Annotated in this window: 22 protein-coding genes and 1 pseudogene; 3 read left to right on the top strand and 20 right to left on the bottom strand. The window is 72.1% G+C overall.

Going from position 1 to position 21,253, the window contains the following annotated elements; all coding sequences use genetic code 11:
• Positions 1–15 precede the first annotated feature (15 nt).
• The 17 genes and pseudogenes from ACF1AK_RS33015 to arc all read right to left on the bottom strand — a co-directional run bounded on the left by ACF1AK_RS33015 (position 16) and on the right by arc (position 15,842).
• Positions 16–1,182 carry an NAD(P)/FAD-dependent oxidoreductase gene (locus tag ACF1AK_RS33015; protein WP_391502501.1) on the bottom strand — a complete coding sequence of 389 codons (1,167 nt, stop codon included), beginning with the start codon at positions 1,180–1,182 and terminating at the stop codon, positions 16–18.
• Between the two features lie 132 nt (positions 1,183–1,314).
• Positions 1,315–2,205, bottom strand: a complete 891-nt coding sequence (tatC, locus tag ACF1AK_RS33010) for a twin-arginine translocase subunit TatC (RefSeq protein ID WP_391502523.1) — start codon at positions 2,203–2,205, stop codon at positions 1,315–1,317.
• 121 nt (positions 2,206–2,326) lie between these two features.
• On the bottom strand, positions 2,327–2,620 hold the full coding sequence (gene tatA / locus ACF1AK_RS33005) for a Sec-independent protein translocase subunit TatA (protein ID WP_391502500.1): 294 nt from the start codon (positions 2,618–2,620) through the stop codon (positions 2,327–2,329).
• 206 nt (positions 2,621–2,826) lie between these two features.
• On the bottom strand, positions 2,827–3,006 hold the full coding sequence (locus ACF1AK_RS33000) for a hypothetical protein (RefSeq protein WP_391502499.1): 180 nt from the start codon (positions 3,004–3,006) through the stop codon (positions 2,827–2,829).
• Between the two features lie 36 nt (positions 3,007–3,042).
• Complete coding sequence (locus ACF1AK_RS32995) at positions 3,043–3,273, bottom strand: hypothetical protein (RefSeq protein WP_387679971.1); 231 nt, start codon at positions 3,271–3,273, stop codon at positions 3,043–3,045.
• 3 nt (positions 3,274–3,276) lie between these two features.
• Complete coding sequence (locus ACF1AK_RS32990; RefSeq protein ID WP_380294324.1) at positions 3,277–4,233, bottom strand: helix-turn-helix transcriptional regulator; 957 nt, start codon at positions 4,231–4,233, stop codon at positions 3,277–3,279.
• Positions 4,230–5,210, bottom strand: a complete 981-nt coding sequence (locus tag ACF1AK_RS32985; RefSeq protein WP_391502498.1) for a helix-turn-helix transcriptional regulator — start codon at positions 5,208–5,210, stop codon at positions 4,230–4,232. Before ACF1AK_RS32985 ends, ACF1AK_RS32990 begins: the two co-directional genes overlap by 4 nt.
• A 166-nt stretch (positions 5,211–5,376) precedes the next feature.
• A complete protein-coding gene (locus ACF1AK_RS32980) occupies positions 5,377–5,742 on the bottom strand; it encodes an FKBP-type peptidyl-prolyl cis-trans isomerase (RefSeq protein ID WP_344321862.1) in 366 nt (121 codons plus the stop codon).
• A gap of 161 nt (positions 5,743–5,903) precedes the next feature.
• Positions 5,904–7,211, bottom strand: coding sequence for an FKBP-type peptidyl-prolyl cis-trans isomerase (locus tag ACF1AK_RS32975; protein WP_391502497.1), 1,308 nt, complete (start codon positions 7,209–7,211; stop codon positions 5,904–5,906).
• 239 nt (positions 7,212–7,450) lie between these two features.
• Positions 7,451–8,443, bottom strand: a complete 993-nt coding sequence (locus tag ACF1AK_RS32970) for an FKBP-type peptidyl-prolyl cis-trans isomerase (RefSeq protein WP_391502496.1) — start codon at positions 8,441–8,443, stop codon at positions 7,451–7,453.
• 172 nt (positions 8,444–8,615) lie between these two features.
• Positions 8,616–9,977 (bottom strand): Pup--protein ligase, encoded by a 1,362-nt coding sequence (pafA, locus tag ACF1AK_RS32965; RefSeq protein ID WP_391502495.1) that lies wholly within the window; start codon positions 9,975–9,977, stop codon positions 8,616–8,618.
• A gap of 127 nt (positions 9,978–10,104) precedes the next feature.
• A complete protein-coding gene (gene prcA, locus ACF1AK_RS32960; protein WP_391502494.1) occupies positions 10,105–10,890 on the bottom strand; it encodes a proteasome subunit alpha in 786 nt (261 codons plus the stop codon).
• Positions 10,891–10,922: 32 nt separating this feature from the next.
• Positions 10,923–11,717, bottom strand: a complete 795-nt coding sequence (prcB, locus tag ACF1AK_RS32955) for a proteasome subunit beta (RefSeq protein ID WP_391502522.1) — start codon at positions 11,715–11,717, stop codon at positions 10,923–10,925.
• A pseudogene (locus ACF1AK_RS32950) lies at positions 11,714–11,791 on the bottom strand (recombination endonuclease VII); the annotation flags it as partial. The pseudogene ACF1AK_RS32950 and the gene prcB, both read right to left, overlap by 4 nt.
• A gap of 155 nt (positions 11,792–11,946) precedes the next feature.
• Positions 11,947–12,165 carry a ubiquitin-like protein Pup gene (locus tag ACF1AK_RS32945; protein ID WP_380298058.1) on the bottom strand — a complete coding sequence of 73 codons (219 nt, stop codon included), beginning with the start codon at positions 12,163–12,165 and terminating at the stop codon, positions 11,947–11,949.
• Between the two features lie 182 nt (positions 12,166–12,347).
• Positions 12,348–13,859 carry a depupylase/deamidase Dop gene (gene dop / locus ACF1AK_RS32940; protein ID WP_391502493.1) on the bottom strand — a complete coding sequence of 504 codons (1,512 nt, stop codon included), beginning with the start codon at positions 13,857–13,859 and terminating at the stop codon, positions 12,348–12,350.
• A gap of 216 nt (positions 13,860–14,075) precedes the next feature.
• Positions 14,076–15,842 carry a proteasome ATPase gene (gene arc, locus ACF1AK_RS32935; protein ID WP_350545465.1) on the bottom strand — a complete coding sequence of 589 codons (1,767 nt, stop codon included), beginning with the start codon at positions 15,840–15,842 and terminating at the stop codon, positions 14,076–14,078.
• Between the two features lie 286 nt (positions 15,843–16,128).
• Here arc and ACF1AK_RS32930 point away from each other — a divergent pair, with 286 nt between their 5' ends.
• The gene (locus ACF1AK_RS32930) at positions 16,129–16,428 is read left to right on the top strand and encodes a ferredoxin (RefSeq protein ID WP_380298060.1); all 300 of its coding nucleotides are present in this window, start codon (positions 16,129–16,131) and stop codon (positions 16,426–16,428) included.
• A gap of 40 nt (positions 16,429–16,468) precedes the next feature.
• Here the strand turns inward: ACF1AK_RS32930 and ACF1AK_RS32925 are convergent, their stop codons facing one another.
• From ACF1AK_RS32925 to ACF1AK_RS32915, 3 genes are all read right to left on the bottom strand, one after another.
• Positions 16,469–17,113 carry a hypothetical protein gene (locus ACF1AK_RS32925; RefSeq protein ID WP_391502492.1) on the bottom strand — a complete coding sequence of 215 codons (645 nt, stop codon included), beginning with the start codon at positions 17,111–17,113 and terminating at the stop codon, positions 16,469–16,471.
• 94 nt (positions 17,114–17,207) lie between these two features.
• A complete protein-coding gene (locus ACF1AK_RS32920) occupies positions 17,208–18,167 on the bottom strand; it encodes a tRNA (adenine-N1)-methyltransferase (RefSeq protein ID WP_391502491.1) in 960 nt (319 codons plus the stop codon).
• Between the two features lie 49 nt (positions 18,168–18,216).
• Positions 18,217–19,437 (bottom strand): site-2 protease family protein, encoded by a 1,221-nt coding sequence (locus tag ACF1AK_RS32915; protein WP_391502490.1) that lies wholly within the window; start codon positions 19,435–19,437, stop codon positions 18,217–18,219.
• A gap of 182 nt (positions 19,438–19,619) precedes the next feature.
• Between ACF1AK_RS32915 and ACF1AK_RS32910 the strand changes: the two genes are divergently transcribed.
• Complete coding sequence (locus ACF1AK_RS32910; protein ID WP_391502489.1) at positions 19,620–20,525, top strand: RecB family exonuclease; 906 nt, start codon at positions 19,620–19,622, stop codon at positions 20,523–20,525.
• A 1-nt stretch (position 20,526) separates the two neighbouring features.
• The gene (locus ACF1AK_RS32905) at positions 20,527–21,198 is read left to right on the top strand and encodes a response regulator transcription factor (RefSeq protein ID WP_148647703.1); all 672 of its coding nucleotides are present in this window, start codon (positions 20,527–20,529) and stop codon (positions 21,196–21,198) included.
• The last annotated feature ends 55 nt before the right edge of the window (positions 21,199–21,253 follow it).

Raw genomic sequence — 21,253 nt, 5'->3', positions numbered from 1 at the left:
GCCTCGGCGGGAGGCTCAGGCGTCGTCGCCGGCCGGGAAGCGGTCGGCCCGGAACGGCGCGAGGGCCAGGTCGGGCTCCTTGCCGGTGAGCTGCTGGGCGATCAGCAGCCCGGTGGCCGGGGCCAGGCCGATGCCCGCGCCCTCGTGGCCGCAGGCGTGGTACAGCCCGGGCACCCGGGGGTCGGCGCCGATCGCGGGCAGGTGGTCCGGCAGGTAGGGGCGGAAGCCCCGGTAGGCGCGCATCACGCTCACCCCGGCCAGTACCGGGAAGAGCGCGGCCGCCTGGGCGGCCAGCCGGTGCACCACCTCCACCGAGAGCGTCCGGTCGAAGCCGACCCGCTCGCGGCTGGCGCCGATCAGCACCGGCCCGCCGGGCGTGCCCTCGACCACGGCCGAGGTCTGCAGCGCGGCGGAGCCGCTGGCCACGTCGGCCACGTAGTCGGCGGCGTACACCTTGTGCCGCACGATCCGCGGCAGCGGCTCGGTGACCAGCACGAACCCGCGCCGCGGCAGCACCGGGAGGTGGACGCCGGCCAGCGCGGCCAGCTCACCGCCCCAGGTGCCGGCGGCGTTGACCACGGCGGCCGCGTCCAGCCGCCGCCGCTCGGTCTCGACGCCGCGCACGGCGCCGTCGGCCCCGAGCCGCACGGCCCGCACGGCCTCGCCGGTGTGCAGCCGGGCCCCGGCCCGGCGGGCGGCGCGCAGCAGGTGGGCGGCGGCCAGCGCGGGCTGGACCTGGGCGTCCTGGGGGTAGTGGAAGCCGCCGGCCAGGCCGGGCGCGAGGTGCGGCTCCAGCTCGGACAGCCGCTCGCCGGGGATCTCCTCGGCGAGGACGCCGACCGCCGTCTGCCCGGCGGCGAAGGCGCGCAGCGCCTCCTGGCGGGCGGGGGTTCCGGCGACGACCAGGCCGCCCTTCGGCTCGTACTCGACGGCGGCGCCGAACGCGTCGGAGAGTTCGCGCCACAGGCCGGCCGAGTACAGGGCGAGGTCGAGCTCGGGGCCGGGCTCCTTGTCGGAGACCAGCAGGTTGCCCTCGCCGGCGCCGGTGGTGCCGCCGGCGACCGGGCCGCGGTCGACGACGTCGACGGCGAGGCCGGCCCGGGCGGCGTAGTACGCGCAGGCGGCGCCGACGACGCCGGCACCGACCACCACGACGTCGGGGAGTCTCTGGGAGTGGGACACGGCAGTAATATGTCACATGCCATCGATACTGCCAAGACCGCCCGCCCGGAACGGACGAAAGGCACCGAAAAGCCCCGGCCCGCCGCTCGGGAGCGGCGGGCCGGGGCTCGCGGGTTCAGCTCGCCGGCCGGCTCAGGTGATGTCGTCCATCTGCTCGTGACGGGCGGCCGGCACCTGACCGGAGGCGGTCGGCGTGCCCGACGCCTCGATCGCCTCGGCCTCGGCGACCGGCGCCACCGAGAGGTCGACGGGCGAGGCCTCCTCGTCGCTCAGCGCGAGGTCCGGGTTGCGCCGGGCCTTGCGCCGGTCGTTCAGCATCGCCACCCCGACCGCGATGAAGTACAGGCCCCAGATCGGCGCGGCCAGCGCCAGCATGCTCAGCGGATCGGCGCTGGGCGTCGCGAAGGCCGCGAACACGGTGATGCCCATCACCATGCCGCGCCACCAGCCCAGCAGCCGCCTGCCGGTGACGATGCCGACCAGGTTCAGCATGACCAGCAGCAGCGGGAACTCGAAGGCCAGGCCGAAGACCAGCACCAGCCGGGTGGCGATGTCGAAGTAGTCCGCGGGCGGCAGGATCGGCGTGGTCTCCTCGGGGGTGAAGGAGAGCAGCACGTCGACGGTCAGCGGCAGCAGCAGGATCGCCAGCGTCACACCGGCCAGGAACAGCGGCGCGCCGCACGCCATGAAGATGATCGTGTACTTGCGCTCGTGCTTGTGCAGGCCCGGCGCCACGAAGGCCCACAGCTGGTACAGCCAGACGGGGACCGTGGCGACCACACCGGCGGTCAGGGCGACCTTGAGCATCCAGTTGAAGCCCGCGGTCAGACCGATGGTCGAGACCTCCGCACAGCGGCCCGTGGGCGCCGCGAGGAACTCCGGTGTACACCGCTGGATCGGCTTGAGCAGCAGCGTCTCGATCTGCTTGTGGAAGATCAGCGCGATGATCGTGAACACCACGATCGCCAGGACCGACTTGACCACCCGGTTGCGCAGTTCCCGCAGGTGGTCGGCGAGGGCCATCCGTCCCTCGGGATCCTTGGGCGTCTTCGACGCCTTGGTGAGCTTGCTCAACCCCGGTCCTCAACTCGTGCGTCGGGGCCCGCCGGTCGACGGGCCTCCAGTGGTCGCGCGTGCCGCGCGCTCAGCGCGCCCCGCCGTCCGCAGCGGACTGCCCGGTGGGCTGCTCGGTCACCGGGCGGGCGGTCGCGGACGCGCCCGGGGCGGACTGGATGGTCCTCGCCGCAGCGCCGTCGGCCGCCTCCGGGGCGGGCGGGGCCGGGCTGTCGGCGCCGTCGGTGCGCATCGCCTTGGCCTCGCTCTTGAGGATCCGTGCCGACTGGCCGAGCGAACGCGCCAGCTGCGGCAGCCGCTTGGCGCCGAAGAGCACAATGGCAATGACCGCGACCAGGAGGATCGCGGTGAACGAGACCCGCATGCTCGACCACCTTCAGTCTCGGCGGCACCGACCGGCCGCCCGCTGCGGGGATGGTAACCGCTGCGGATGACGCCCTGACGACGGCCGCCCGAACAGGACAGCGGCCCCCGTTCGCGTTCAGGAGCCAACTGAGAGCGTAACGCGCCCCTGCCCCCGAGCAGCAGCCCCCGGTGCCCCCGTTCCGCTTTCCCGGCGGGCGGGACCGGTCAGGAGCGGCCCGCCGCCGAGGCCGCGAGGTCCCCGGCCGCCTCGGCCAGCGCCCGGGAGGCGGCGTCCACGCCCTTGGCCAGCGCCCGCACGTCCAGCCAGAGCCGGACCGCGAGGGCGCCGAGCACCAGCAGGCCGGCGGTGGCGAGGAGGACGGCGGCGACGAGCATCCAGGACATGTCCCCCACCTTAGGCCCTCGTCGCCGGCCCCCCGCTCACCCCTCGGCGGGCACCAGCCGCATGGTCCGCACCCCGGCCCCGGTCAGCGCCGCGACGATCTTCTCGCCGGCGGGCTTGCGCACCGCCGCCCCGCACAGCGGGCACCCGAAGCTGTAGTGCGCCTGCGCCGCCGTGCGGCCGAACGTCAGGCGGAACGCCTCGACCGGCAGCTCCACCTTCTCCCGGCACTCCGAGCAGTACACCTTGAACCTGGTACCCGGCTCCACGGCTCAGACCAGCCCCTCCCCGTAGTGCGCCAGCGCCTCCAGCGCCGCCGCCCGCGCCTGCCCGGCCAGCTCCGGCGGGGAGACGATCCGCCCGTCGCGGCCCAGCCGCAGCGCCAGCGGGCGCAGCTGCGAGGGGTCGGCGCTGCGCAGGGTGATCCGCAGTCCGCCGTCGGGCAGTTCCTCGGCCCGGTCGTGGGTGTAGTACTCGGCGACCCAGCGGCCGCCGGAGGAGACCTCGACGACGACCTCGGGATCGTCGGCGGAGGGGTTGACCAGCCCGCCGGAGAGGTCGCGCGGCTCGCGCTTGGGCGGGTCGGCGGGGACGTCCAGGACCCTGATCTCGGCGACCCGGTCGAGCCGGAACATCCGGTGGTCCTCGGAGGTCCGGCACCAGGCCTCCAGGTAGGTGTGGCCCTCGGTGAGCAGCCGGATCGGGTCGACCTCGCGCTCGGTCATGCCGCCGCGGCCGTGCGAGTAGTAGCGCAGCCAGAGCCGGCGGCCCTCGCTGAGGGCGCGGTCGATGTCGGCGAAGACGTGGCTCTCGGCCTCGAAGGTGACGCCGACCCGGGCGCTGCCCTCGGCGCTCTCCCCCGCCGCGTTCTCGATCTTGGCGACGGCCCGGGTGAGCGCCTCGCGGTCACCGGCCCGCAGGCCGGGCAGGCCGGCCACCGCACGGGCGGCGACGAGCAGCGCGGTCGCCTCGTCGGCGGCCAGCCGCAGCGGCTGGGCGACGTCGTCGACGTTGTGCCACCAGATCCGCTCGCCGTCGGTGTCGATGTCGAGCAGGTCGCCGCCGCGGAAGCTGGTGCCGCACATCGGCAGGACGTTGAGGTCGCCGATCAGTTCGCGCTCGCTGATGCCGAAGGCGCGGGCCACCTCGGCCACCTCGGCGCCGGGGCGCTCGCGCAGATAGGTGACCAGCGAGAGCATCCGCCGGGTCTGGTCGATCGCGTTGCTCATGCCCGCACACCCTCCACCACACTGCCGGCCACCGCGCGCAGCCGGTCGATGACGTCGGCCCGCAGTTCCTCGGGGCCGACCACCAGCACGTCCGGCCCGAACTCGGCGAGGTCGGCGCCGAGCCCGTTGCCGTACGGGATCTCCAGCTCGTCCCAGCTGTCGTCGGCCCGCCGGGTGGTGACCGCCTTGGTGCGCAGCGGGAAGCCCGCGCCGCGGCGGACCCTGACCACGGCGGTCGCGGTGGCGCCCTCGCCGGCGAACTTGGCGACCGTGGCGCGGACGTCGACGTGCTCGGGCACGGTGCCCAGGAAGGCGCCGGAGCGGGCCCGGACCTTGCCGGTGATCCGGCTGAGCCGGAACACCCGGGCGTCCTCGCGGTCGCGGTCCCAGCCGGCCAGGTACCAGTGGCCGCGCCAGCACTCCAGGGCCCAGGGTTCGACGCTGCGCTGCTCGACGGCGGCGGCGCCGGCCTTGCGGTACTCGAAGGTGACCGGGCGGCGGTCGCGGGCGGCGGTGAGCAGCGGTTCGAAGGCGGCCTCGCGGGCCGGGATGCGCGGTTCGAGGGCGGGGCGGCGCTCGGTCTCGGTGAAGGGGATGCCGGCGGCGCGCAGCTTCTGGAGCGCGCCGCTGGCGGCGCCGCTCATCTTGGCCTGCTGCCAGACCCGGGCGGCGAGGGTGAGCGCGGCGGCCTCCTCGGCGTCGAGGGCGATCTCCGGCAGGCGGTTGCGGTCGGCGCGGGCCAGGTAGCCGAGCTCGCCGTCGAGGGCGTTCTCGTCGACGTCGATGACCAGTCCGAGTTCGCGCAGGTCGTCCTTGTCCCGCTCGAACATCCGGTTGAAGGCTTCCTCGCTGCTGTTCTGCCAGGCTTCGCGGTAGGCCTCGATGGACTCCCGCAGCTCCTTCTTGGAGAGCGGACGTCTGGTGTTCATCAGGCACAGGGCGAGATTCATCAGCCGCTCTGCCTTGGCGATCGCCATCGCTGACCCTTCCGGTGTGCCGCGCAGCGCGCGGGGTGCGCCCGCCGGGGCGTCGTGGACCCGGCGGGACGACCGTACCGGTAGCGGTACGCACGGCAAAAGCCGAGTCCGCGAAGACGTGGGGCCGCACCCCGGGGTCGGGGTGCGGCCCTGGTGATCAGCGTCCTCAGACGGAGATCAGGTCGACCACGAAGATCAGGGTCGAGCCCGCCGGGATGAGCGGGCTGGGCGACTGGTTGCCGTAGGCCAGGTGCGGCGGGATGACCAGCTCGCGGCGGCCGCCGACCTTCATGCCGGCGACGCCCTGGTCCCAGCCCTTGATGACCCGGCCGCCGCCGAGCGGGAACTTGAAGGTGGAACCGCGGTTCCAGCTGGCGTCGAACTCCTCGCCGGTCGCATAGGTCACGCCGACGTAGTGGACCTCGACGACCTGGCCGGGCTTGGCCTCCTCGCCGGTGCCGACGGTGATGTCGCGGATCTTCAGCTCGGCCGGCGGGTCGCCGACCGGGAAGTCGATCTCGGGCTTGCTCACTAGTGCCTCATCTCACGGTTGGTTCGTTCCATGACCAAGCAGCGGGCGCCCGCACCCCGGTCCGTTCCCGGACCACGGTACGGGCGCCCGCCGCCCGTCCGGGGCCGGCCACGCGGCCGGCCCCGGAGGTCACACGCACACCATTGTCACCCGAAAGTGGATCAGCCCTGACCCGCATCGAGGATGTCGACGACGAAGACCAGCGTCGAGTTCGGCGGGATGTCGCCCTGCGCCTGGTCCTTGTAGCCGAGCGAGGCCGGGATGACCAGCTCGACCCGGCTGCCGATGGTCTGGCCCTCCAGGCCCTGGTCCCAGCCGGCGATGACCTGGCCGCCGCCGAGCGGGAAGGAGAACGCCTGGCCCTTGCTGAGCGAGGAGTCGAAGACCTTGCCGTCCTTGTACAGCGCGCCGGTGTACTGGACGAGGATCTTCTCGCCCTTCTCGACCTTGCGGCCCTCGCCCTTGATGAGGACGTGGCTCTTGAGCTCGGTCGGGTCGGCCGCGCCGGGCACCGGGGTGATGTCGGCGGGCTTCTTGCCGTTGTCCTTGACCTGCGGGAAGTCCGCGGGCGGCGGGGTCACGGTGCCGCTGACGACGGCGTCGGGGGCGTTGCTGTTGCGGATGTCGATGACGAAGATCAGGTTGTCCTCCGCCCCGATCGACATGCTCGGGTTGCCCTGGGCGCCGAAGGCGGCGGCCGGCGGGGCGACGACCAGCAGCCGGGAACCGGCCTTCTTGCCGATGACGGCCTGGTCGAGCGCCGGGATGAGCGCGTCGGTGCCGGCCTGGAAGATCTGCGGCTTGCCCTTGTCGTCGTACGAGGACGGGATGTCCTTGCCGGTGTTCCAGTCCTTGCCGGTGTAGTCGACGGAGGTCCAGGAGTTCTTCTCGACCTTGGGGCCGTTGCCCTCGGAGAGGACCTTGACCACGAAGCTGCCGTCGGCCTGCTCGGCGGGCACCTCGATGGTGGCCTTGGTGCCGTAGTCGCCGGTGACGTTGGGCAGCACCTTGGCGCTGTCCTTGATCGGCGGGACCGGCGGGACGGTCGGCGTGGCCGGGGCGGACTTGGCGGTGTCCGGCTTGGCGGCGGCGTCGTCCGACGAACCGTCCTTGTTCACCAGGTACAGGGTGACGGCGCTGCCGATGAGCAGCACGCCGAGGACCGTACCGAGGATCACGCCGAGCTTGCCGACGTTGCCCGGGTTCTCGTCGTACCCGGCCTCGGAGGTGTCCTGGCGGCGGACGGTCGAGGCGAAGATCTGCGGGGCCTCGTCGGTCTTCGTCCCCGCGGCCCGCGGCGCCTCCCCGGACCCGCCCCACCCGGCCTGCTGCTTCAGGATCGCCGGAGGAACGATGATCGACTCGCCGTCGCCCGGGAGCGGGCCGCCGGGCCTCGAATCGGCCGGGTCTCCGGCGGAGTTACCGTGCGCGGTGCCGGACCCGCCCGGGCTCGACGCTTTCTCAGACATGACTCCCCATCCATCTCGCCACGAGGTCTTCGAGGTCTACGGCCGGCGTGGTGGCGCCGGGGTGCTGTCGCACTGCCCGCCCGGACCCCGGACGCCGGCGGCGCCTACCACAGTGCGAGGGCAGTATGACAGGTCAGGATGAGGGCGGGCGCTTGCCCGTGCGAGCGCCCGCCCAAGCGTACGGAATCCCCCCGGGCCCGAACCAGCCCGTCCCGGGGATCCCCGGGATCACCGGGGCGTCACACGGCCTCCAGGACGTCCACCACGAACACCAGGGTCGAGTTCGGCGGCACCGAGCCCTGCGCCTGGTCCTTGTAGCCGAGCGACGGCGGCACCACCAGCAGCACCCGGCTGCCGACGTTCTGGCCGACCAGGCCCTTGTCCCAGCCCTCGATGACGCTGCCGGTGCCGATCTGCAGCGCCTGGGCGCCGCCGTGGCTCCAGGAGGAGTCGAACTGCTGGCCGTTGGCCCACAGCACGCCGGTGTACTGCACGACCAGGGTCTGCCCGGACTTGACCTGCTTGCCCTCGCCCTTGATCAGCACGGCCTGCTGGAGGTCGGTCGGCGGGGCCTGCCCGGCCGGCACGGTGATGGTGACGGCGGCCTTGCCGTTGTCCTTGACCTGCGGCAGGTTCGCCGGCGGCGGCGTCATGGCGCCGGACAGCGTGGAGTCCGGCGGCAGGCTCTCGACGATGTCGAGCACGAAGACCACGGTGTCACCGGGGCCGACGCCGAGCTGGGTGGAGCCCTGGGTGCCGAACGCGGCGGCCGGCGGGGCGACGACCAGCAGCCGGCTGCCGACCTTCTTGCCGATCACGCTCTGGTCGAAGGCCGGCACCAGCTGCCCGCTGCCCGCCTGGTAGAGCTGCGGCTTGCCGCCGGAGTCGTAGGAGCTGGGCAGGTCCTTGCCGGTGGTCCAGTCCTTGGCGGTGTAGTTGACCGTCACCCAGTCGCCCTTGTTGACCGCCGAGCGGTCCCCCTCGCTGACGGTGTTCACCACGAACTGCCCGCTGGGCTGCTGGCCCTCGGGGAGGGTGATGGTGGCCTTGCTCCCGAAGCCACCGCCGGACAGCACCGGCATCGGCGAGGCCTCGTTCACCGGGGCGGGCACGGTGGGCGCGGCGGTCGGCGACGCGGTGGGCGTGGCCTGGCCGGCCGGCTTGGTGGAGCTGCTGCAGGCCACCGCCAGCAGCAGGGGCAGGGTGAGAAGCAACCCGGCGGTGCGGCGCACGGCGTTCCTAACTGTCGGTCAAAGTCGGCTCTCCGGACTCCGGCTCCGGACTCGACGGACAGCGTATGCGCAGACGGTGTCCGGTCCCGGTAGGCACCACCGGGACCGGACACCGCGAAGATCACACCGACGGGAGCGCCGTGCGCGCGCCGCTCCCCCGTCCGCGCGCCGGTCACATCCCGGCGATGAGCTTCTCCACCCGCTCGTCGACCGACCGGAACGGGTCCTTGCAGAGCACGGTGCGCTGCGCCTGGTCGTTCAGCTTCAGGTGCACCCAGTCGACGGTGAAGTCGCGGCGCTGCTCCTGCGCCCGGCGGATGAAGTCGCCCCGCAGCCGGGCCCGGGTGGTCTGCGGCGGGATCGACTTCGCCTCGAAGGTCTTGAGGTCGGTGGTCACCCGCTGGGCCTGGTTCTTGCCCTGGAGCAGGTAGAACAGGCCGCGGCGGCGGTGGATGTCGTGGTAGGCGAGGTCGATCTGGGCAACCCGGGGGTTGCTCATGCTCATCTGGTGCTTCTCGCGGTAGCGCTCGATGAGCTTGTACTTCATGATCCAGTCGATCTCGGTGGCGACCCCGTCGAGGCGCTCGGTCCTGACCGCCTCCAGGGTGCGGCCCCACAGGTCGAGGACGCGGGCGATGGTGCCGGTGTTGATGCCCTTGCGGTCGGCGAACTCCAGGGCCTTGGTGTAGTACTCCTCCTGGATGTCGAGCGCGCTGGCCTCGCGGCCGTTGGCGAGCCGGACCTGGTGGGTGCCGGTGAGGTCGTGGCTGACCTCGCGGATGGCCCGGATCGGGTTCTCCAGGGTGAGGTCGCGCATCACCACGCCGGCCTCGATGAGCCGCAGCACCAGGTCGGTGGAGCCCACCTTGAGCAGGGTGGTGGTCTCCGACATGTTGGAGTCCCCGACGATGACGTGCAGCCGGCGGTAGCGCTCGGCGTCGGCGTGCGGCTCGTCGCGGGTGTTGATGATCGGGCGGGAGCGGGTGGTCGCCGAGCTGACGCCCTCCCAGATGTGCTCGGCGCGCTGGCTGACGCAGTAGACCGCGCCGCGCGGGGTCTGCAGCACCTTGCCGGCGCCGCAGATGAGCTGCCGGGTCACCAGGAACGGGATGAGCACGTCGGCCAGCCGGGAGAACTCGCCGTGCCGGGCCACCAGGTAGTTCTCGTGGCAGCCGTAGGAGTTGCCGGCGGAGTCGGTGTTGTTCTTGAAGAGGTAGACGTCCCCCGCGATGCCCTCCTCGTGCAGCCTCCGCTCGGCGTCGACCAGCAGGCCTTCGAGGATGCGTTCGCCCGCCTTGTCGTGCGTCACCAGCTCGACGACGTCGTCGCACTCGGGGGTGGCGTACTCGGGGTGGGAGCCCACGTCGAGGTAGAGGCGGGCACCGTTGCGCAGGAACACGTTGCTGCTGCGGCCCCAGGAGACTACGCGGCGGAAGAGGTAGCGGGCGACCTCGTCCGGGGACAGCCTGCGCTGCCCGCGGAACGTACAGGTGACGCCGTACTCGTTCTCCAGCCCGAAAATTCGGCGGTCCATGGGCCATCCATTCTCTGATGGGAGCTGTCCGAAACCGCCTCCGCGAAAGCCCGTCCGGGCCGCCGCAGGGGCACCGGGGTCCCGTGCGGCCGCCGTCACCGGCCGCCCGCACGGGACCCCGTGGGCACTACTGGTCGGAGTCGCCCGGCGGGGTGACCGCCGGCTTCCCCTTCCCGTCCGTGTCGTCGGAGTCGTCCGACTCGGCGGACTGGTCGCCGTCGAGCAGCCGGGCGAGCTGGCCGCCCAGGATCCGCTTGAACTTGCGCTGCTGGAAGCGCTGGCGGTCCAGGACCGCCACCTCCAGCTGGTCGGGGGTGAGGGCGCGCGGGGTGCCGCCGTTGGGGTCGCGGGCGAGCGAGTCCACGGCGAGCTTGACGGCCTCGGTGAGCGAGAAGCCGGCGCGGTGCCGCTGGCCGAGGTAGTTGCCGATCGAGTCGGCGTTGCCGCCGACCACCACGTAGTTCTTCTCGTCGACGACCGAGCCGTCCGGGGTGAGCCGGTAGATCTGGTCGTCCGCGTCGGTGCGGCCGACCTCGGCGACGATCAGCTCGACCTCGTAGGGCTTCTCGCCGACCGAGGAGAAGATGGTGCCGAGCGTCTGGGCGTAGACGTTGGCCAGGCCCCGGGCGGTGACGTCGGCCCGGTCGTAGGTGTAGCCGCGCAGGTCGGCGTAACGGACGCCGCCGATGCGCAGGTTCTCGAACTCGTTGTACCGGCCGACCGCCGCGAAGGCGATCTTGTCGTAGATCTCGGACACCTTGTGCAGCGCCCGGGAGGTGTTCTCGGCGACGAAGACGATGCCGTCGGCGTAGGTGAGCACGACCACGCTGCGACCGCGCGCGATGCCCTTGCGGGCGTACTCCGCGCGGTCCGCCATGGCCTGCTGGGGGGAGACGTAGAACGGTGTCGACACCGGCGGTCGTCCCTTCCTTCCTCAGTTGATGGCTAGAGCAGCGGGGCCTGCGGCCCGTTGGGCTGGGTCAGGCGCTGGTCGGTGATGGAGACGGCGATCTCGGCGACCTCGGCCTCGGTGAGCCGGCGGAAGCCGTCCTCGGTGATCAGCGAGACGATCGGGAAGATCTTGCGGGCGAGGTCGGGGCCGCCGGTCGCGGAGTCGTCGTCGGCCGCGTCGTAGAGGGCCTGGACGACCATGGTGGAGGCCTGCTGGGCCGTGAGGTCCTCGCGGTGGAGCTTCTTCATCGAGCCGCGGGCGAAGACCGAGCCGGAGCCGGTGGCGGCGAAGCCGCGCTCCTCGGAGCGCCCGCCGGTGACGTCGTAGGTGAAGATCCGGCCGCGGCCGAGGTCGAGGTCGTAGCCGGCGAACATCGGCACCACCGCGAGGCCCTGCATCGCCATGCCGAGGTTGCCCCGGATCATGGTGGTGAGCCGGTTGGCCTTGCCCTCCAGCGAGAGCACGGTGCCCTCGATCTTCTCGTAGTGCTCCAGCTCCAGCTGGAACATCCGGACCATCTCGATCGCGAGGCCGGCGGTGCCGGCGACGCCGACCGCGCTGTACTCGTCCGCGGGGAAGACCTTCTCCATGTCCCGCTGGGCGATGACGTTGCCCATGGTCGCCCGGCGGTCACCGGCGAGGACCACGCCGCCGTCGAAGACCGCGGCCACGATGGTCGTGCCGTGCGGGGCCTCGATGACGCCCTCGGGCAGGCTGCGCCGGCCGGGGATCAGCTCGGGCCGGTGGGCCTCCAGGAAGTCGAGGAACGACGAGGACCCCGGGGTCAGGAAGGCAGCCGGTAGACGCCCGGTGCCACGAGTGTTGGCTTCCACACGATTCCTTCCAGGTAGCTTGAAGCGCGCACTGCCCGCACCCTACCGGCCGGACGATCACTGTCCAGCACGGCGGAGGGCCGGATCGGACGGACGGACGGCTCCCGCCGCCCGTCCGCCGTCGTCGGTCGCGACCGTGAATTCCCGGAATGCCGCCGGGCAGCCGCCCGGAGCCCGACCGGGATTACTGTCCGCCCTTTTGCACGAACTGCCGCACGAAATCCTCGGCGTTCGATTCCAGGACCTCGTCGATTTCGTCCAGAACCGCGTCGACGTCGTCGCTCAGCTTTTCCTGGCGCTCCTTGAGGTCCTCGGAATTCTGCGCTTCCGCGGCCTGCTCCTCGACCTCCTCGGAGGAGCGGTTCGCCCGCTGCTGGCCGCCGCCGGTGTCCTTGCTCGCCATTTACCTCACCCCGCTCGATCGTCTGGCACGGTTTGGTCGTTGCTTGCTGCCCCGACCCTATACACAAGGTGCGACAACCCGCTTCCGGTTTGCCGGTGGAGCTTCCTGTCCAACGCCCGCCGGTACCCCAGATGATTCCCATTCGCCCGGCGTTCACCCGTGGTGATCGGGAACTCACCGGGCTATCCGCCGGACAGCACCCGCAGCAGGTCCTCCGCCGTGCGGCAGCGGTCCAGCAGCTCCTTGACGTGGTTGCGGGTGCCGCGCAGCGGCTCCAGGGTGGGCACCCGCTGGAGCGAGTCCCGGCCCGGCAGGTCGAAGATCACCGAGTCCCAGGACGCCGCCGCGACGTGCTCCGCGTACTGCTCCAGGCAGCGGCCGCGGAAGTAGGCCCGGGTGTCCTCCGGGGGCTTGCTGACGGCCCTGGTGACGTCCTCCTCGGTCACCAGCCGGTCGAAGCGCCCGCGGGCCACCAGGCGGTTGTAGAGGCCCTTGTCGGGCCGCACGTCGCTGTACTGGAGGTCGACCAGTTGCAGCCGCGGGTTGTCCCACTCCAGGGCGTCGCGGCTGCGGTAGCCCTCCAGGATCTCCCGCTTGGCGATCCAGTCCAGCTGGCGGGAGAGCGACATCGGGTCGCGCTCCAGGCGGCCCAGCACGTCCTCCCAGCGGGCCAGCACGTCCACGGTCTGCTCGTCGGCGTCGGTGCCGAAGCGGTCCTCGACGTACTTGCGGGCCAGCTCGAAGTACTCCAGCTGGAGCTGCACGGCGGTGAGCCGGCGGCCGCTGCGCAGCGTGACCAGGTGCTTCAGGGTGGGGTCGTGGGAGACCCGGTGCAGGGTGCGCACCGGCTGGTCGACGGCCAGGTCGGAGGTGATGAAGGCGTCCTCGATCATCGCCAGGACCAGCGAGGTGGTGCCGAGCTTGAGGTAGGTGGAGATCTCGGAGAGGTTGGCGTCCCCGATGATCACGTGGAGCCGGCGGTACTTCTCGGCGTCGGCGTGCGGTTCGTCCCGGGTGTTGATGATCGGCCGTTTGAGGGTGGTCTCCAGGCCGACCTCGACCTCGAAGAAGTCGGCGCGCTGGCTGATCTGGAAGCCGTGGGCGGAGCCGTCCTGCCCGATGCCGACCCGGCCGGCGCCGGTGACCACCTGGCGCGAGACGAAGAACGGGGTGAGGTGGCGCACGATGTCGGCGAACGGGGTGGCCCGCTTCATCAGGTAGTTCTCGTGGGTGCCGTAGGAGGCGCCCTTGTTGTCGGTGTTGTTCTTGTACAGGTGGATGTTCTGCCCGTTGGGCAGCTCCAGCGCGCGCTGTGCGGCGGCCGCCATGATCCGTTCGCCGGCCTTGTCCCAGAGCACGGCGTCGCGCGGGTTGGTCACCTCGGGCGAGCTGTACTCGGGGTGCGCGTGGTCCACGTAGAACCGCGCGCCGTTGGTGAGGATGACGTTGGCGAGGCCGATGTCCTCGTCGGTCAGCTGGCTGGCGTCGGCGACGTCCCGTGCGAGGTCGAAGCCCCGGGCGTCGCGCAGCGGATTCTCCTCCTCGAAGTCCCAGCGGGCCCGCCGTGCCCGGTGCATCGCCGCCGCGTAGGCATTGACGATCTGGGACGAGGTGAGCATGGCGTTGGCGTTGGGGTGCCCGGGCACGGAGATCCCGTACTCGGTCTCGATGCCCATCACGCGCCGTACGGTCATGCGGCCCTCCTTGCCCGGTGCGCCGCCCCCGGCGGGCGGTCCACACTGACGTACCGCTGAACAACACCGACGCCGGCCGTCTGCCCGCGAACGGTGGGTCGAGCCTAGAACGCCTCGCCGACCGGCGGGCCCCGAGACGCGCCGTCCGGCTGCGGGGCCGCGAGGCGCCACAGCCGGACGGGGTGCGTGCGTTCCGGGAGGCCCGGAGCGGTTCGGCTACAGGTACTGCCCGGTGTTGGCGACAGTGTCGATGGAGCGGCCGGACTCGGCGCCCTGCTTCCCCGTGACCAGGGTGCGGATGAAGACGATCCGCTCGCCCTTCTTGCCGGAGATCCGGGCCCAGTCGTCCGGGTTGGTGGTGTTCGGCAGGTCCTCGTTCTCCTTGAACTCGTCCACGCAGGCGTTGAGCAGGTGGGAGACCCGCAGACCGCGCTGGCCGTGGTCGAGGTAGTCCTTGATGGCCATCTTCTTGGCCCGGTCGACGATGTTCTGGATCATCGCGCCGGAGTTGAAGTCCTTGAAGTACAGGACCTCCTTGTCACCGTTGGCGTAGGTGACCTCCAGGAAGCGGTTCTCCTCGGTCTCGGAGTACATCCGCTCCACCACCGACTGGATCATCGCCGCCACCGTGGCCTCAACGGAGCCGTCGTGCTCCTTGACGTCGTCCGGGTGGAAGGGCAGCGAGTCCTTCAGGTACTTGGAGAAGATGTCCTTGGCGGCCTCGGCGTCCGGGCGCTCGATCTTGATCTTGACGTCCAGGCGGCCCGGCCGCAGGATCGCCGGGTCGATCATGTCCTCGCGGTTCGAGGCGCCGATCACGATGACGTTCTCCAGCCCCTCCACGCCGTCGATCTCGGCGAGCAGCTGGGGGACGATGGTGTTCTCGACGTCCGAGCTCACGCCGGAGCCGCGGGTGCGGAAGAGCGACTCCATCTCGTCGAAGAAGACGATGACCGGGGTGCCCTCGCCGGCCTTCTCGCGGGCCCGCTGGAAGACCAGGCGGATCTGCCGCTCGGTCTCGCCGACGTACTTGTTGAGCAGCTCGGGGCCCTTGATGTTGAGGAAGTAGCTCTTCCCCTGGGGGCGGCCGGTGACCTCGGCGACCTTCTTGGCCAGCGAGTTCGCCACGGCCTTGGCGATCAGCGTCTTCCCGCAGCCGGGCGGGCCGTAGAGCAGGACGCCCTTGGGCGGGCGCAGCTCGTACTCCTTGAAGAGCTCGGCGTGCAGGTAGGGCAGCTCGACCGCGTCGCGGATCAGCTCGATCTGGTTGGCCAGGCCGCCGATCTGGCGGTAGTCGATGTCCGGGACCTCTTCGAGGACCAGCTCCTCGACCTCGGCCTTCGGCACGACCTCGTACACGTAGCCGGACCGCGGTTCCAGCAACAGGGCGTCCCCCGCCCGGAGGGTGATCTCGCGCAGCGGTTCGGCGAGGCGCACCACCCGCTCCTCGTCGGTGTGGCCGATGACCAGGGCCCGCTCGCCGTCCTCCAGGACCTCCTTGAGGGTGACGAGGTCGCCGATGCGCTCGAAGGCCATCGCGTCCACGATGTTGAGGGCCTCGTTGAGCATCACTTCCTGGCCGCGCCGCAGCTCGTCGAGGTCGACGTTGGGGCTGACGTTCACGCGGAGCTTGCGGCCGCCGGTGAAGATGTCGGCGGTGCCGTCCTCGTTGGAGCTGAGGAAGACGCCGAATCCCGCCGGGGGCTGTGCCAGCCGGTCCACTTCCTCCTTGAGGGCCACGATCTGGTCGCGGGCCTCACGCAGGGTGGAGGCGAGCCGTTCGTTCTGGGCGGTCACGCCGGCCAGGTTGGTCTGGAGCTCGACGATCCGCTCTTCGAGGATTCTCGAATTGCGCGGCGAGTCGGCGAGCTTGCGGCGCAGCACGGCGATTTCCTGCTCAAGGTACGAGACCTGAGCGGCCTCGTCGGAACCACGAGCGGGCCGGCCGGTGCTGCGGTTGTAGTCGTCATCGTGGGCTGCCACGGTCCTCACCTCCTCCGGGGAGCTGGACGCTTCCAGACCCTACCTGGGACCAGGGGTCCCTAAACCCCTAGATCAAGAAAGATGGAACGGGCGTGTCCGATCTTCGCCCTCGCGTGCTTCCCCTCTGCTAGGGGGATACCCACCGCGCACGGGCCAAAGCGGGCCAGATGTATCGTCGAACGAGTCGATATCCGATCGGGACCGACACCCGGGGTCCGATCGTTGTACGAATGGCGGGAATGCCCCAGGACGGGGCGTCCCGGGACAGAAACGGCGGACAATCATCATGTCGGTGAGCGAGTCGGCGGCTGCCGGGCCGCTGGAGGTGTGGATCGACCAGGATCTGTGCACCGGCGACGGCATCTGCGCGCAGTACGCGCCGGAGGTGTTCGAGCTGGACATCGACGGCCTCGCCTATGTGAAGGGCGAGGACGACGAGTTGCGCCAGCAGCCGGGCGAGACGGTGCCGGTTCCGCTGACGTTGCTTCAGGACGTGGTGGACTCGGTCAAGGACTGCCCGGGCGACTGCATCCACGTGCGCCGGGCCGCGGACGGCGTGGAGGTCTACGGGCCTGACGCCGAGTAGGCGGCGCCGGGTTCGAGCGCCCGGAGGCGGGCGGGCGACCTCAGGTGAGGCTGAGCGGGGCGGCGGTCCGGGAGCTTTCCCAGCCGCCGCCCTTGCGCGTCCAGGTGAGGTCGACCGAGATGTCGGGCGCGAACCGCGGCACGTCGTCGCCGGAGTAGCCCTGGGCGTGGGCGGTGACGGTGCCGTCGGAGCGCAGCGCGAGGCGGCTGACGGTGAGGTTCTCGCGCTCGGAGAGCAGGGTGGCCAGCACGACGGGTCGCCCGCCGGGGCCGGGGCCGAGCAGGTAGACGGCGTCGGGCGGGGTGCCGTTCTCGGCGGCGCAGTGCGCGGCGGCGACGGTGCCGGGGCGGCCGTCGCCGAGGTCGGCGGAGAAACTGACGGCCACGGTCACCGGGAACGGTCCGCAGTCGAGCGGGAGTTCGGCCTTCGCCGGGTCGGGGGCGGCGGCCGCGGGAAGGGCCCTGGGGGTGGCGGGCACCGGCCCGGGGGTACCGCTCGCGGGGCCGGCGGCGAGCGCGGCCACCACCACGGCGGCGCAGCCCGCCACCGTCACGGCCCAGTGCCAGGGGGCGGTGCGCCCGTGCCGGGGGCCGCCGCGGCCCGTGGTGGTCTGCTGTCCAGCCGTCGTCCCGACCGCGGTCTCCACCAGGCGTCCCCTCCAGTGGTGGTCTGTGTGAGCGAGCATCGTCCCACACCCGCGTCACCGGGCGGTGGCGCGGGTGTGCGGGAACGCGGAAGGGGTGGTACGGCGCTGCCGTACCACCCCTCCGGGAGGTGTCTCAGCCGAGGCCGGCCTGCTCGGCGGCCTCGGCGCGGGCGGCCGCCCGGGCGGCGGCGCGCTCCTGCAGGGTGGGCTCGGGGGCCCCGTTGTCGTAGTCCTCGCCGTAGGCGCCCTTGGCCGGGCGGCGGCGGCGCAGCGGCGGCTCGACGCCGTCGGCGAGCCGGCGGGCGGTGAGCAGGAAGCCGGTGTGGCCGATCATCCGGTGGTCCGGGCGGACGGCCAGGCCCTCCAGGTGCCAGGTGCGGACCATGGTCTCCCAGGCCTGCGGTTCGGTGAAGGTGCCGTGCTCGCGCAGTGCCTCGACGGTCCTGGACATCTGCGTGGTGGTGGCCACGTAGCAGCAGATGAGGCCGCCGGGGACGAGCGCATCGGACGCGACGTCCAGGCACTCCCAGGGGGCGAGCATGTCGAGGATGACGCGGTCGACGTCGGTCTCGACGAGGTTGTCCTGGAGGTCGCCGACGGTGAGCTTCCACGCCGGGTGCGGCCCGCCGAAGTAGCGCTCGACGTTGCCCTGCGCGATGTCGGCGAAGTCCTGGCGGCGCTCGTAGGAGGCGAGCATGCCGGTGTCGCCGACGGCGCGCAGCAGGTAGGTGGAGAGCGCGCCGGAGCCGACGCCGGCCTCGACCACGCGGGCGCCGGCGAAGATGTCGGCCATCGCCAGGATCTGCCCCGCGTCCTTGGGGTAGATCACGGCGGCGCCGCGCGGCATGGACAGGACGTAGTCGGGGAGCAGGGGGCGCAGCGCGAGGTACGGGACGTTCCCCGTGGTGCGCACGACCGTGCCCTCGGGGGCGCCGATCAGCTCGTCGTGGGGGAACGCACCCTTGTGGGTGTGGAACTGGTTCCCGGCCTGGAGCGTGAACGTGTAGTGGCGGCCCTTGGGGTCGGTCAGCTGGACCTGGTCCCCGACCTGGAAGGGCCCTCGTCGGCGGGCGGCACCGGTCGGTTCGGACATGCGGACAATCCTAAGGGAAGCGAACCGTCCGCCTGACCAGGTGATCCGCTCAGCGGCCGGTGACGGCGGCGGTCAGCCGCTGTTCGATGTCGGTGAGCGCGGCCACGCCGTAGGTGCGGCCGTCCTCCTCGACGACCAGGTACTCCCCGGCGGGGGTGGCCCGGACGGCGCGCAGCAGGTCCTCGCCGGCCAGGTCGGCGGAGAGCCGCAGCCCGGGTTCGAGGTCACGGGCGAGCGGGCCGACGCTGACCCAGGGGCGGCGGTGCTCGGGGACGGAGCGGACGGCGGCCTCGCGGACGATGGCGATCGGCTCGCCGCGGCCGTCGACGACCACCACGGCGCCGGCCTGGGCCTCGCGGGCGCGGCGCATCGCCTCGCCGAGCGGGGTGTCGGCGGTGACCTCGACGGCCCGGCGGGCGAGGTCACGCAGCCGCAGGCCGGGCAGGACCTCCTTCAGCCGGGCGTTGCGCAGCGCGCCGCCGGCGCCGTTCCAGATGATCGCGGCGAGCACGGCGGCAAGCACGGCGTCGACCAGGGTGTCGGTGCGGCTGCGGTCGAGCGCGCGGGCCGAGCTGATCAGCGGCAGGCCGACCAGGACGGCGAGGGCGAGGGCGCGCCCGGCCCAGGCCGCGGCGACGGTGCCGGCCATCGGCCGGCCGGTGACGCCCCAGACCACGGCGCGCAGCATCCGGCCGCCGTCCAGCGGCAGGCCGGGCAGCAGGTTGAAGGCGGCGACGACGAGGTTGGAGACCATCAGGCCGGTGAGCAGGACGCCGGGGACGGTGGAGAGCTCGACGGCCTGGAGGGCGAGGTAGAAGACGCCGCCGAGGACGAGGGAGAGCAGCGGGCCGACGAAGGCCAGCCAGAACTCCCGCCAGGGGCGTTCGGCCTCCTTCTCGATCTCCGAGACGCCGCCGAAGAACTGGAGCTGGATGCGGCGGACCCCGAGCTTGTAGCGCAGGGCGACCAGGGTGTGGGCGAGCTCGTGGACCAGCACCGAGCCGTAGAAGGCGACGGCGAAGGAGAACGCGACCAGGTAGCGGGCGGCGCCGAGGTCGGGCAGCACCCGGTCGAGCTGGCCGCCGAAGACCCAGGTGATCAGGGCCGCGATGAGGAACCAGGACGGGGTGACGTAGATCGGCACGCCGAAGGGGCGGCCCATCAGGATGCCGCCGCGGGGTTCGGGTTCGCGGGGCGGCGGGGACCCCGGCCGGGTGCCGCCGCCGTGCGGCGGCTGGTCGGAGGTCTGCTGCCCCCTGGAGTCGCTCACCGTGTTCCCTTCGTCGTCGGCCCCCGCAGCGCGCCGCGCGCCGGTGCGCCCACGCTACGTGATCGGGGAGGCCGTCCGGCGTCCGCCCCTCGCCCTCCCCCCTGGGTTCATACCCCGTGGCGACCGCTTTGCGGCAGCAGCGTGGCAGCGGGATGACAGCGCAGGGCAATAGGGTCTGGGGTATGCAGACCGAGACCAGCAGCCCCGCGCCGGCCCCGCCCCGCCCGGCGGCGGCCCCGAGCGGGCTGTCCCCGTCGCGCGCGGGCGACTTCCTCACCTGCCCGCTGTTGTACCGGCTGCGGGTGATCGACCGGCTGCCGGAGCCGCCGAGCCCGGCGGCGACCCGGGGCACCCTGGTGCACGCGGTGCTGGAGCGGCTGTTCGACTCGCCGGCGGCCGAGCGCACGCCGGAGCGGGCGCTCGGGCTGCTGCGCCCGCAGTGGGAGCGGCTGCTGGGCGAGCGCCCCGAGCTGGCCGGGCTGTTCCCGGAGGATCCGGACGGCGCGGCGCTGACCGGCTGGCTGGCGGACGCGGAGAAGCTGGTCGCCCAGTGGTTCCGGCTGGAGGACCCGACCCGGCTGCACCCGGTGGAGCGCGAGCTCTACGTGGAGACGGCGCTGGAGTCGGGGCTGCTGCTGCGCGGCTACATCGACCGGGTGGACGTCGCTCCCACCGGTGAGGTCCGGCTGGTGGACTACAAGACCGGCCGGGCGCCCTCGCGGGACTTCGAGGGCAAGGCGATGTTCCAGATGAAGTTCTACGCGCTGGTGGTCTGGCGCTGGAAGGGCGTGATCCCCAAACGGCTGCAGCTGGTCTACCTGGGCGGCGGCGGGGACGTGGTCAGCTACGACCCGGACGAGGCGGACCTGCTCGCGGTGGAGCGCAAGCTGCTGGCGCTGTGGGAGCGGATCGGCCGGGCGGTGGCCACCGGCGACTTCCCGGCGACCCGCAACCGGCTCTGCGACTGGTGCGACCACCAGGCCAGCTGTCCGGAGTTCGGCGGCACGCCCCCGCCGTACCCGCTGCCGCTGGCGCGTACGTCCGACGAGGTCGATCCCACGGGGGATCCGACGAGCAAGGAGTCGTAGGGTGACGATCCGAGTGCTGCTGGTCGACGACCAGCCGCTGCTGCGCACCGGTTTCCGGATGATCCTGGAGGCCGAGTCCGACCTGGTGGTGGTCGGCGAGGCCGGCGACGGCCAGCAGGCGCTGGACCAGGTGCGGGCCCTGCAGCCCGACGTGGTGCTGATGGACATCCGGATGCCGCGGATGGACGGCGTGGAGGCGACCCGCCGGATCGCCGGTCCGGGGCGCGACGGCCCGGCGAAGGTGCTGGTGCTGACCACCTTCGACCTGGACGAGTACGTGGTGGAGGCGCTGCGCGCGGGGGCGAGCGGCTTCCTGTTGAAGGACGTGCCGGCCGAGGAGCTGGTGCAGGCGATCCGGGTGGTGGCGGACGGCGCGGCGATGCTGGCCCCGTCGATCACCCGCCGGCTGCTGGACATGTACGCCACCAAGCTCCCCTCGGGCGAGGAGGCGCCGCCGCAGGCGCTGAACGCGCTGACCGAGCGGGAACTGGAGGTGCTGAAGCTGGTGGCGCGCGGGCTGTCCAACGCGGAGATCGCGGCGGAGCTGTTCGTCAGCGAGACGACGGTGAAGACGCACGTCGGCCATGTGCTGACCAAGCTGCAGTTGCGCGACCGGGTGCAGGCGGCGGTGTACGCCTACGAGAGCGGCCTGGTGCGCCCGGGCACGCTGTAGGCGGCGACGGCGCGGCCCGTGGGTTCCTCCCGGCCGGGAGGAACCCACGGGCCGC

Origin of the sequence: Kitasatospora sp. NPDC015120 (assembly GCF_043080305.1) — a bacterium.
Classification (GTDB): Bacteria; Actinomycetota; Actinomycetes; order Streptomycetales; family Streptomycetaceae; genus Kitasatospora.
This window is presented reverse-complemented; position numbering and strand designations above follow the sequence as displayed.

Coding starts and splice junctions, on each gene's coding strand:
- tatC (WP_391502523.1), bottom strand. CDS start 2,205: ATGGCCCTCGCCGACCACCTGCGGGAACTGCGCAACCGGGTGGTCAAG.
- tatA (WP_391502500.1), bottom strand. CDS start 2,620: ATGCGGGTCTCGTTCACCGCGATCCTCCTGGTCGCGGTCATTGCCATT.
- ACF1AK_RS33000 (WP_391502499.1), bottom strand. CDS start 3,006: ATGTCCTGGATGCTCGTCGCCGCCGTCCTCCTCGCCACCGCCGGCCTG.
- ACF1AK_RS32990 (WP_380294324.1), bottom strand. CDS start 4,233: ATGAGCAACGCGATCGACCAGACCCGGCGGATGCTCTCGCTGGTCACC.
- ACF1AK_RS32985 (WP_391502498.1), bottom strand. CDS start 5,210: ATGGCGATCGCCAAGGCAGAGCGGCTGATGAATCTCGCCCTGTGCCTG.
- ACF1AK_RS32975 (WP_391502497.1), bottom strand. CDS start 7,211: ATGTCTGAGAAAGCGTCGAGCCCGGGCGGGTCCGGCACCGCGCACGGT.
- pafA (WP_391502495.1), bottom strand. CDS start 9,977: ATGGACCGCCGAATTTTCGGGCTGGAGAACGAGTACGGCGTCACCTGT.
- ACF1AK_RS32945 (WP_380298058.1), bottom strand. CDS start 12,165: ATGGCGAGCAAGGACACCGGCGGCGGCCAGCAGCGGGCGAACCGCTCC.
- dop (WP_391502493.1), bottom strand. CDS start 13,859: ATGACCGTACGGCGCGTGATGGGCATCGAGACCGAGTACGGGATCTCC.
- ACF1AK_RS32930 (WP_380298060.1), top strand. CDS start 16,129: ATGTCGGTGAGCGAGTCGGCGGCTGCCGGGCCGCTGGAGGTGTGGATC.
- ACF1AK_RS32925 (WP_391502492.1), bottom strand. CDS start 17,113: ATGCTCGCTCACACAGACCACCACTGGAGGGGACGCCTGGTGGAGACC.
- ACF1AK_RS32920 (WP_391502491.1), bottom strand. CDS start 18,167: ATGTCCGAACCGACCGGTGCCGCCCGCCGACGAGGGCCCTTCCAGGTC.
- ACF1AK_RS32910 (WP_391502489.1), top strand. CDS start 19,620: ATGCAGACCGAGACCAGCAGCCCCGCGCCGGCCCCGCCCCGCCCGGCG.